11 protein-coding genes and 1 tRNA gene are annotated in these 9,512 nt (G+C 40.5%); 8 read left to right on the plus strand and 4 right to left on the minus strand.

The features are described from left to right. Window positions 1-59: 59 nt before the first annotated feature. The 8 genes from MTBBW1_RS24340 to MTBBW1_RS24375 all read left to right on the plus strand — a co-directional run bounded on the left by MTBBW1_RS24340 (window position 60) and on the right by MTBBW1_RS24375 (window position 7,123). Window positions 60-1,274, plus strand: a complete 1,215-nt coding sequence (locus MTBBW1_RS24340) for an EAL and HDOD domain-containing protein (RefSeq protein ID WP_080808682.1) — start codon at window positions 60-62, stop codon at window positions 1,272-1,274. Window positions 1,275-1,341: 67 nt separating this feature from the next. Further along, window positions 1,342-1,893, plus strand: coding sequence for a hypothetical protein (locus MTBBW1_RS24345; protein WP_080808685.1), 552 nt, complete (start codon window positions 1,342-1,344; stop codon window positions 1,891-1,893). A 400-nt stretch (window positions 1,894-2,293) separates the two neighbouring features. After that, window positions 2,294-3,349: a dTDP-glucose 4,6-dehydratase gene (gene rfbB / locus MTBBW1_RS24350; RefSeq protein ID WP_080808688.1), complete on the plus strand. Its 1,056-nt coding sequence runs from the start codon at window positions 2,294-2,296 to the stop codon at window positions 3,347-3,349. Between the two features lie 50 nt (window positions 3,350-3,399). Then, window positions 3,400-4,290, plus strand: coding sequence for a glucose-1-phosphate thymidylyltransferase RfbA (gene rfbA / locus MTBBW1_RS24355; RefSeq protein WP_080808691.1), 891 nt, complete (start codon window positions 3,400-3,402; stop codon window positions 4,288-4,290). Further along, a complete protein-coding gene (gene rfbC, locus MTBBW1_RS24360) occupies window positions 4,290-4,847 on the plus strand; it encodes a dTDP-4-dehydrorhamnose 3,5-epimerase (RefSeq protein ID WP_080808695.1) in 558 nt (185 codons plus the stop codon). The genes rfbA and rfbC overlap by 1 nt, the downstream gene beginning before the upstream one ends. Before the next feature lie 103 nt (window positions 4,848-4,950). Beyond that, complete coding sequence (locus tag MTBBW1_RS24365; protein WP_080808698.1) at window positions 4,951-5,634, plus strand: acyltransferase; 684 nt, start codon at window positions 4,951-4,953, stop codon at window positions 5,632-5,634. A 168-nt stretch (window positions 5,635-5,802) separates the two neighbouring features. Beyond that, the gene (locus MTBBW1_RS24370; RefSeq protein WP_080808701.1) at window positions 5,803-6,891 is read left to right on the plus strand and encodes a DegT/DnrJ/EryC1/StrS family aminotransferase; all 1,089 of its coding nucleotides are present in this window, start codon (window positions 5,803-5,805) and stop codon (window positions 6,889-6,891) included. Window positions 6,892-7,047: 156 nt separating this feature from the next. Then, a tRNA-Lys gene (locus MTBBW1_RS24375) sits at window positions 7,048-7,123 on the plus strand. A 171-nt stretch (window positions 7,124-7,294) separates the two neighbouring features. Here the strand turns inward: MTBBW1_RS24375 and MTBBW1_RS24380 are convergent. From MTBBW1_RS24380 to MTBBW1_RS30110, 4 genes are read right to left on the minus strand one after another with little or no spacing between them, the layout of a single operon-like run. Further along, window positions 7,295-7,594, minus strand: coding sequence for a hypothetical protein (locus MTBBW1_RS24380; RefSeq protein WP_080808705.1), 300 nt, complete (start codon window positions 7,592-7,594; stop codon window positions 7,295-7,297). Next, the gene (locus MTBBW1_RS24385) at window positions 7,587-8,144 is read right to left on the minus strand and encodes a hypothetical protein (protein WP_080808708.1); all 558 of its coding nucleotides are present in this window, start codon (window positions 8,142-8,144) and stop codon (window positions 7,587-7,589) included. The genes MTBBW1_RS24380 and MTBBW1_RS24385 overlap by 8 nt, the downstream gene beginning before the upstream one ends. Beyond that, a complete protein-coding gene (locus MTBBW1_RS24390) occupies window positions 8,141-8,971 on the minus strand; it encodes a helix-turn-helix domain-containing protein (protein ID WP_080808712.1) in 831 nt (276 codons plus the stop codon). The genes MTBBW1_RS24385 and MTBBW1_RS24390 overlap by 4 nt, the downstream gene beginning before the upstream one ends. Further along, complete coding sequence (locus MTBBW1_RS30110; protein WP_281255687.1) at window positions 8,968-9,096, minus strand: hypothetical protein; 129 nt, start codon at window positions 9,094-9,096, stop codon at window positions 8,968-8,970. Before MTBBW1_RS30110 ends, MTBBW1_RS24390 begins: the two co-directional genes overlap by 4 nt. Window positions 9,097-9,512 lie beyond the last annotated feature (416 nt).

The following is a 9,512-nucleotide window of genomic DNA, read 5'->3' on the forward strand; positions in this document are numbered from 1 at the left end:
AAAGATCACCATCTATTATTTTTCGGGTTACAGTATAAGTAAGACAGGAGAAGTTTTTTATGGATATCTATGTCGGTCGCCAGCCTATTTTATTAAAGAACAAAAAGACATTTGCATATGAATTACTGTTCAGAAACAGTCTTGAAAATTCCTTCCCGGGCATTGACGGAGATATCGGAACTTCGACACTTCTGGCAAATACATTTTTTTCCATTGGTATTGCTGAAATTACAGGTAATAAGCCGGGTTTTATAAACTTTACACGGGACCTGATTGTTAATAAAACTCCTCTTCTTTTTCCAAAGGAAAATATTGTTATTGAGATTCTTGAAAATGTGGAGCCTGAACAAAGTGTTGTTAATGCCATTCATGAGTTCAGAAAAAAAGGGTATAAGGTTGCACTGGATGATTTTATTTTTGATAAAAAATTCAAGCCGCTTATAAAACTTGCCCATATAATAAAATTTGATTTGATGGCAACTCCTCTTCCAACAATAAAGGGGCTTGTAAAAGCCCTTAAATCCAAATTGAATATTACACTTCTTGCAGAAAAAGTTGAAACATACGATGAGTTTACCCTTGCCCAGGAGATGGGATTTACCCTTTTTCAGGGTTATTTTTTTTCAAAGCCTGAAGTAATATCCAAAACTGATCTTTCAGCAAACAAAATGACCCTTCTTAACCTGATTTCCGAGATAGGAAAATCTGATATTGATTTTGACAAACTCTCTAATATTATCAAAGGAGATATTTCAATATCATACAAGTTGATGAAGTTCATAAACTCACCATATTTCAGAAGGAACAACGAGATAAGCACAGTAAGGGATGCTGTGTCATTTCTTGGAGAAGATACAATCAAGCAGTTTGTAAGGGTTCTTGCTGCTGCTGGACTCAGTGACAATAAACCTGATGAACTTATGCGTCTTTCCATAGTAAGGGCAAGAATGTGTGAGCTGATGGGCAAAGAGATAGATACTCCATTTTCATCAGAAGAGCTTTTTACAATGGGGCTTTTTTCTGCAATCGACGCTATGCTTGACAAGGAGATGGCTTCTGTTCTAAAAGACATCTCCTTTTCTGACAGGATCAAGGATGGACTTCTTGGAAAGGATAAAAATTTTAATGATTTACTAAATACCTGCAAGTGCTTTGAAAATGGAGACTGGGGTGATTCAGACCTGTCGAATGTGTGTGAAACTCCGATTCTGGAAAATTTGCCGGACATTTATATTGATGCTCTGAAAATGGCAGACAACTTCCTTCAGATGTAAGGAAATAGATAAATTTAAAATTGCGATTTAAGTCTAACTATAAAACATAAATTAAGGAATAAAGTAAATGAATAGATCTGATGCAACGCTTTTTAGTGGTGGACATAAAGGTGCAGAAGCTGAATTTGGAAAACTTGCTGAAAAATTTGGTATTAATGAAGTTAATTTTACATTTGAAGGTCATGATATTGAGAGGAAAGTTGGTTTGAAAATTTTGTCTCCTGATGAACTTAAAAAGGGAGATGTAAGTATGGATATTGTCTCTGCACGCATGGGGCGTAATTTTTCCAAGGTTGACACCATACGCAAGGTTATTCAGTCTATTTTTCACATGGTTAACAGTGGGTATCAGGTCTTTGTGGTTGGCTGGATTCTGCCGGATAATACAGTGAAGGGCGGTACCGGATGGGGTGTGGAGCTTGCAAGGCTTTTTAACAGGCCGGTTTTTGTCTATGAGCAGGACAGAAAAGCATGGTTCTCCTGGATTGACAATACCTGGGTTGAGGTTACTCCCATAATCAGCCACAAGACATTTGCCGGCACAGGCACCAGAAATCTTTCTGAAGATGCCAAAAATGCACTTGAAGCTCTTTTTGAAAGATCATTTTCCGAAAGTTGATGCGTTTTTTTATTGCAAAATTTTCATAACGTACTGACATATAAAGATTTTGATCTATTCGACTGTGGTGTTGATCCGACATGTACGTTTATAAGAAAGTCCCCGTCTTTTAAGGCTCTAAAGGACTTTCATGATTCGTTGTGGCAGATGGATCTGCCATGGCCGTTATATAATCAGAATCGACACCTATGATCTTTTGAGCCTTGTTAATACTGTCTGAATCAGGATGCCCAAGATTAACAAGATAAGGCAGGATTATCTATCCTGAACATCCTTTTCATCCTGATTCAGACAAATGCAATAACTGCCGGGAAAGCAATAAGATGTCGATTTTGAGTATATAAAACTGTATGGGGCAGGCCATCTTGCCTGCCCTGAATGTTAGAATTTGGAGACCCTGATGCACAATTTAATGGTCACAGGTGGATGCGGATTTATAGGATCAAATTTTATTCGCTATCTTCTTGATGAATCATCCTTTACCGGTCGCGTTGTAAATGTTGATAAGCTTACATATGCAGGAAATCCTGAAAGTCTTTCAGATATAAAGGATCGCCATAAGGAGCGCTATTTTTTTGAAAAGGCGGATATATGTAATGCTTCCATAATCTCCATGATTTTTAAAAAATATGAGATAGATTCAGTTTGTCATTTTGCTGCAGAGTCACATGTTGACCGCTCCATTGCCTCTCCTGAAGTTTTTATCGACACTAATGTAAAAGGCACATTTAATCTGCTGGAGTGTGCCAGAAAGTCAGGGGATGGATTTAACCTTTTTCACCATGTTAGCACAGATGAAGTGTATGGTACTCTTGGAAAAACAGGTTGTTTTACAGAAGAGACCCCTTATGCACCCAACAGCCCCTATTCTGCATCAAAGGCTGCCTCTGATCATTTGGTTAGAGCCTACCATGAAACCTATGGATTGCCTGTTACCATATCAAATTGCTCCAACAATTACGGCCCCTTTCAGTTTCCGGAAAAACTTGTTCCTCTGATGATTCTAAATGCAATGGAGAGAAAGCCCCTTCCTGTTTACGGGGATGGTTCAAACATAAGGGACTGGCTTTATGTAATGGATCACTGCAAGGCAATTTGGCTTGTCATGGAGAAGGGGCACAAGGGACGCACCTATAATATTGGCGGTGGGTGCGAGATGAAGAATCTTGAGATTGTTGAGAAAATATGTGACACTGTTGATCTTTTAAGAAAGAGAACCAAAGATACTGGTTCATCAAGGGAACTTATAACTTTTGTAAAGGATCGCCCGGGTCACGATTTTAGATATGCCATAGACTCATCCAGAGTCAGAAATGAACTTGGATGGAGTCCGGAGGAGTCCTTTGAAACAGGTAGCCGGAAAACAATTGAATGGTATTTTGAAAACATGACATGGGTTGATAGTATAAGGTCAGGTGAGTACCTTAAATGGATTGAGACACATTATAATGTCTGATCAATTATAACATTGCTTGATGGTTGCTTTTTTCAGAGCATGGAGGATAAATGAAAGGTATTATTCTGGCAGGAGGTTCAGGAACAAGGCTATATCCCATTACACGGGCAGTGAGCAAGCAACTTGTACCTGTGTATGACAAACCCATGATCTATTACCCGCTTTCGGTATTGATGCTTGCTGGTATCCGGGAGATCATGATTATTTCAACTCCACAGGATCTTCCCCGTTTCAGAGAACTTTTTGGCGATGGCTCATTTCTTGGAATTGAGATAAGTTATAAAGAGCAGCCTGCACCTGAAGGTATTGCCCAGGCTTTTGTGCTTGCAAGGGAATTTATTGGAGATAAGAGCGTAACCCTTATTCTTGGAGACAATATATTTTATGGCAGCAAATTACAGCAGGTGCTTAAAAGTGCTGTATCCATGGACAAAGGCGGGCTTATTTTTGGTTATCCTGTAAGGGATCCTCAAAGATACGGAGTTGTGGAATTTGATGCAGATGGACTCGTTATAGGCATTGAAGAAAAGCCTGTGAAGCCAAAATCTGTTTATGCTGTGCCTGGCCTTTATATCTATGACCGTGAAGTTGTCTCCATTGCTGAAAATCTAAAACCATCTGCCCGTGGAGAGCTTGAGATTACTGATGTCAATAATGAATACCTTAAAAGAGGGCTTCTTAAGGTGGAACTTTTGGGAAGGGGTTTTGCCTGGCTTGACACTGGTACCCACGAGGCTCTACAGCAGGCATCTGCCTATGTTCAGGCTGTACAGAATCGTCAGGGACTTAAGATTGCCTGTATTGAGGAGATTGCATTCAGACTTGGCTATATCTCGGCAGAGCAGATTGAAATGCTTGCATCAGATATGCTGAAGAACGACTATGGCCAGTATCTTATGCGTCTTCTCGCTGACAATCATGATTGGGGGGAATATCTTTAATGGGAACTCGTTTTCTAAATACAGAACTTGACGGTGTATTGATTGTTGAACCGGATGTATTTGGTGATTCCAGGGGATTTTTTCTTGAGACCTGGCACAGTGAACGATATGAGAATGGCGGAGTTAAGGCTGATTTTGTCCAGGATAATCACTCCAGATCAGAAAAAGGCGTTATAAGGGGATTGCACTATCAGTTTGAACATGCCCAGGACAAACTTGTCTATGCAGTCAGGGGCACGATTTTTGATGTGGCTGTGGATATGCGTAAAGACTCACCCACATTTGGAAAATGGACAGGATGTATTCTTTCCGAAGAGAACAGACGCCAGTTTTTTATTCCAAAGGGGTTTGCTCATGGATTTTCAGTATTAAGTGATATTGCAGATGTCACCTATAAATGTTCTGATTTTTATGCTCCGGGTGATGAGTATGGTGTTCTGTACAGCGACCCCGACCTGAATATAGACTGGAAAGTTGCAAATCCCAATGTGTCAGACAAGGATCTTCTGCTTCCTTTATTGAAAGCAGTTCCTGCAAATAATTTGTTTTCGTTGTAAAATGTGTTCGTCATGTTGGCTTGAATAGTGAGGTCATAAGAATTTAAGTGCATAGACAAATATTTCTTCCGGTTAAGCCTCAGGAAATAACAGGAAAAAATTTATGTCCCCCTACTTTATTAAGGATAAAACTGTGCCCACATCTTATTTTGTACATGAATCAAGTTATGTTGATGAGGGTGCCATTATTGGTCAGGGTACAAAAATATGGCACTTCTCCCATGTTATGTCCAAAGCTGTAATAGGGGAATATTGCAACTTTGGCCAGAATGTAAATATTGACAGAACTGTGGTTATAGGCAACCGTGTAAAGGTTCAGAACAATGTATCTATTTATTCGGGTACAACAATAGAGGATGATGTGTTTCTTGGGCCTTCATCTGTTTTGACAAATATTTCTAATCCCAGAAGCCAGATTAACCGCCATGCTCTTTTTGAAAAAACAGTTATCCGCAGAGGAGCATCCATTGGTGCAAATGCGACCATAGTTTGTGGGGTCACCATTGGTCAATATGCCCTTATAGCAGCAGGAGCTGTTGTAACGTGTGATGTCCCTGATTATGCTCTTGTTATGGGGGTTCCCGGAAGAGAGGCCGGCTGGGTGAGTCGTCACGGTCACAGGCTTTCAAATCCGGATGACAATGGTGTCATGATTTGTCCCGAAAGTGGTTACCGCTACAGACTTGATGCAGATAATTGCATGAAATGCCTTGATCTGGATGAAAATATGCCCTTGCCGGAAGCCTTGAGGCATGGAACCCATGAATATCAATATTTTAAAAAATAGCAAATGCTTTTATAACGTACATGGTTGGCTGTCCGCCACAATCGAAGTGTTGAAAGTCTTTTTTAAAACAGCCACTTACGGAGACTTTAATATATAAGATTTGACTGTTAGGCGAGTCCCACTCCTTCCAGTCATGGAGATGAAAACCCATTAACGGCATTATATCCCATGGAATTTATAGATCTGAAATCCCAGTACAGAAACATTGAGGAAGATGTTGCTCAGCGCATCAAAAACGTTCTTGAACATGGCCGCTATATAATGGGGCCTGAAGTTCAGGAGCTTGAAAAGAAGCTTGCTCTATATGCCGGAGTAAGACACTGCATAGGTGTTGCAAGTGGCTCAGATGCATTGCAGGTGGCCCTTATGGCTCTTGGAATAGGGCAGGGTGATGAAGTTATCACAACACCATTCACCTTTATTGCAACAGCCGAGATCATAGCACTTCTTGGAGCCAAGCCGGTTTTTGTGGATGTGAAACCTGACACTTACAACATTGATCCTGATCTTATAGAATCTGCCATTACCCCCAAAACCAAAGCCATCATACCTGTTAGTTTATATGGGCAATGTGCAGACTTTGACCCCATCAATGAAATTGCAGAAAATTACAATATCAAGGTGATTGAGGATGCTGCCCAGTCCTTTGGGGCAATTTACAAAAACAGAAGATCCTGCGCTCTTTCCACAATAGCCTGTACATCTTTTTTTCCATCAAAACCCCTTGGTGCCTATGGTGATGGTGGAGCATGCTTTACAGATGATGATCATCTTGCCAAAATCATGCGGGAAATAAGGGTGCATGGTCAGGAGCGCCGTTATTATCATTCCCGCATCGGATTTAATGGCCGTCTTGATACGATTCAGGCTGCTATACTGCTGTCAAAATTTGATATCTTTCAGGATGAAGTTGAAAGGCGCTGGGAGATTGGCAATCGTTATACAAGCCTTATAAAGGAAAGATTCAGGGATATTGTTACTCCATATATTGAACCCTGGAACCGCTCTGTATTTGCACAGTACACCATACAGGTGAATAACAGAGATCATGTTCAGGAAGCATTGAAAAATAAGGGGATTCCCACAGCAGTTCACTACCCTGTGCCACTCCATAAACAGAGTGTATTTGCTTCAGCCAACAGAGATCTTCTCCTTCCTGTATCAGAAGCACTTGCTGAAAAGGTTATGAGTCTTCCCATGCATCCCATGCTTACACTTGAAGATCAGGATTTTATTGTTGACTCCCTTGAATTGTAATTTCCTTGATTTTTGATGGATTCCGGAATGTTTTCGACAAAGCAAACAGAATCTCTGTTTTTGAGCAGATCAGACATTTTTTTGTTGGGGAAAAAAGAAAAAACATTTGACATACACTTTGATAGCTGTTAATTACCTTTCTGTTTTTTTAGGTGAGGGCCGTTAGCTCAATTGGTAGAGCAACTGACTCTTAATCAGTAGGTCGAAGGTTCGATCCCTTCACGGCCCACCAAATGAAATCAAAGGGTTACAGTCAATTGGCTGTAGCCCTTTTTTTGTTGAAATACATTCTTTGCCCATTCTTTGCCCACTTTTTAAGTGACGGTGAATGAAAAAAGGCTGCCTCCATCCTCTGGAAAACAGCCTTGATATAAAATCCATTAGGCATTAATGTTTGCTTGCATCAATCTTTTCTGTTCATCATATTGGCCATGTGGTTCCCTGCATCCTCTGCTGAATTAATAGGAACATCAGCATGGAAAAGGGTATGGTGTCTGTAATGAATCATGGCTTCAATAAGTATTCTTGGAGTATTTGGGTTTTCTCTCTCACCATGCACTGCCCTGTCAATTTCAATCAACATTTGAATTGTTTCAACATGAATAGGGATAAGCATTTCCTCAAGCCCACCAGAATTTACATATCTCCACTGACCAAGAGCTATCTCCATATCAAGACCATCATATTGTTGTTTTTCAGGCATATGCACCCCCATGAACAGGAATACTCTTAAATGTGGTTTTTGCAAGTTTCCTGATACTATCCAACCGTGCAGAAGAGGAAAGAGGAATTACTCCGGCATCAATCCCCGCTGCATGTGCTTGATATGCTCTTATAAAATCTTTCCGCCACCATTGCAGGTCATTCTCTTTCACATATCTTGCCCATGAATAGTATTTCCACCTGGTACTCATCAGGTGACGAGTAACAGGGTCATCAAACTTTGGAGTAACAGTACTGCCATATCTCTGTAGATGTTCCAGCACTTTCCCCGCCTCGATCTCGGCCTTGTCATCAACTGAAATTTTCCCTTCTGCCTGGTCAATGATTGCAACAAAATCCCCCACTGTTGGCATTGAATTGAATCTGTGAGTTTTCAAAAGATTTGTTGCTGCATCCCTCACCTGGTCAATGGAGTATTCTTTCAATGCTTCATATCTCATCCGTAAACCACTTGGAGTCAAAGCCTTGTTGTAATTGTCTGCAAGCCCTGTCATGATCTCGGTATATGCCTTGATATCATCTCTTGTCATGATCTAACATCCTCCATGCTTGCCATGAATTGAGCTGCTGCAAATACATTACTATCCATCTGCCTTGAACCTGTAAAAGAACCATTTGGAAATTTGCCAGTATCCCACGACACATTTACATTACTGAAATTCAATGAAGCTGAATATCCTTCAGACCACTTACCACGGAGACACTTATCCAGAAATGATTTAAATTGCAGGTGTCCGCCTTTGACATTGGCAACGGAGTATTTAACGGCATCTTTCACAGTATCAAGATCATGGTTTGATATTGCCCTGGATATGTAAGATTCAACAATTGGTGTTCTGAATCTCTCGGGAAGCAGATCAAGAAGATATTGTTTCTCAGATATTGCAGGTGCAAACTGCTGCTGCTGCTCCGGTGGAGTAATTACCTCCGGTTCAAGTTCCGGCTCATCGGTGCAGCAGTTGTTCCCATCAGTACTTGTTAATATATCAGTATTTGTTAGAGTCTGGTTTTTGGGATATGGATGTTTTGAGATATCAATCTTTCCATCCTGCATGGCCTGGTCATGGGATACTGGTACATCATAGATAAGATATTCTGTTGCAACAAAGCGGCCATTATCACGGGTAATGATCTTGTGAATGTATCCTGCCTCTATGAGTTCATCAATGCCAGTTCTGACAGAATACTTGCCCTCTTTGTTCTGGCTTGCCAGATAATTTATATTAAGATTCCAATTATTAGGTTTTGATAATAGTTGGATGAGCAAACACTTTGCTTTGCAGGAAAGGGAAGAGTCATTTAAAAGGCTGTTTGGGATACAGGTGTAATTTGATTTGATCTCTGATCTGATTATCATGGCTGCACCTCTCCGGCCATGTAAGAAGGCTCTCTGAAGGTTTGGGATTTGATGAAATGAAGATTGTGGAAATGGGAATACAACTGTTGTGTTGCCATGTGGTAGGCTCCTTGAAGTTTAATCATTAAGCCCTGGTTACTCCTGTCAAAAAGCAAAAAGGGCAGTGCTTAGGGTTGACAGACCGGCCTTCAAGGAATACCGGCAACCTCAATAAAGAGATTCCCTAAGCACTGCCCAAAATAGGCAGACACAAAAAAAGATGCTCATATGTGAATGTGGCACCCTCTGCACCTTGAAGTCAATCGGCTGTCAACCCGATACCCTTGGATTTTGCCAAGGGTACTTGATTTGTTAATACATGTTGAGTGGTGGTGTCAAGAGGAAAAGTATTGATCTCTGCTCAAGTATCACCCTTATGTTTATAATATCTAATAACGTTTTATGTTGACTCAAGAGTTAAAGCTAAATATAAAATAAACAAACATGGCTATCTATCGTTTACCCTCCCACCCCAAAAAAATATGAAAATTCGCAGTACCGC

It is taken from the genome of Desulfamplus magnetovallimortis (assembly GCF_900170035.1).
GTDB classification, from domain to species: Bacteria; Desulfobacterota; Desulfobacteria; order Desulfobacterales; family Desulfobacteraceae; genus Desulfamplus; species Desulfamplus magnetovallimortis.

What these genes read in the sequence shown, in the direction of transcription:
- MTBBW1_RS24340 (WP_080808682.1), top strand. Translation starts at nt 60, where the DNA reads ATGGATATCTATGTCGGTCGCCAGCCTATTTTATTAAAGAACAAAAAG.
- MTBBW1_RS24345 (WP_080808685.1), top strand. Translation starts at nt 1,342, where the DNA reads ATGAATAGATCTGATGCAACGCTTTTTAGTGGTGGACATAAAGGTGCA.
- rfbB (WP_080808688.1), top strand. Translation starts at nt 2,294, where the DNA reads ATGCACAATTTAATGGTCACAGGTGGATGCGGATTTATAGGATCAAAT.
- rfbA (WP_080808691.1), top strand. Translation starts at nt 3,400, where the DNA reads ATGAAAGGTATTATTCTGGCAGGAGGTTCAGGAACAAGGCTATATCCC.
- rfbC (WP_080808695.1), top strand. Translation starts at nt 4,290, where the DNA reads ATGGGAACTCGTTTTCTAAATACAGAACTTGACGGTGTATTGATTGTT.
- MTBBW1_RS24365 (WP_080808698.1), top strand. Translation starts at nt 4,951, where the DNA reads ATGTCCCCCTACTTTATTAAGGATAAAACTGTGCCCACATCTTATTTT.
- MTBBW1_RS24370 (WP_080808701.1), top strand. Translation starts at nt 5,803, where the DNA reads ATGGAATTTATAGATCTGAAATCCCAGTACAGAAACATTGAGGAAGAT.
- MTBBW1_RS24380 (WP_080808705.1), bottom strand. Translation starts at nt 7,594, where the DNA reads ATGCCTGAAAAACAACAATATGATGGTCTTGATATGGAGATAGCTCTT.
- MTBBW1_RS24385 (WP_080808708.1), bottom strand. Translation starts at nt 8,144, where the DNA reads ATGACAAGAGATGATATCAAGGCATATACCGAGATCATGACAGGGCTT.
- MTBBW1_RS24390 (WP_080808712.1), bottom strand. Translation starts at nt 8,971, where the DNA reads ATGATAATCAGATCAGAGATCAAATCAAATTACACCTGTATCCCAAAC.
- MTBBW1_RS30110 (WP_281255687.1), bottom strand. Translation starts at nt 9,096, where the DNA reads ATGATTAAACTTCAAGGAGCCTACCACATGGCAACACAACAGTTGTAT.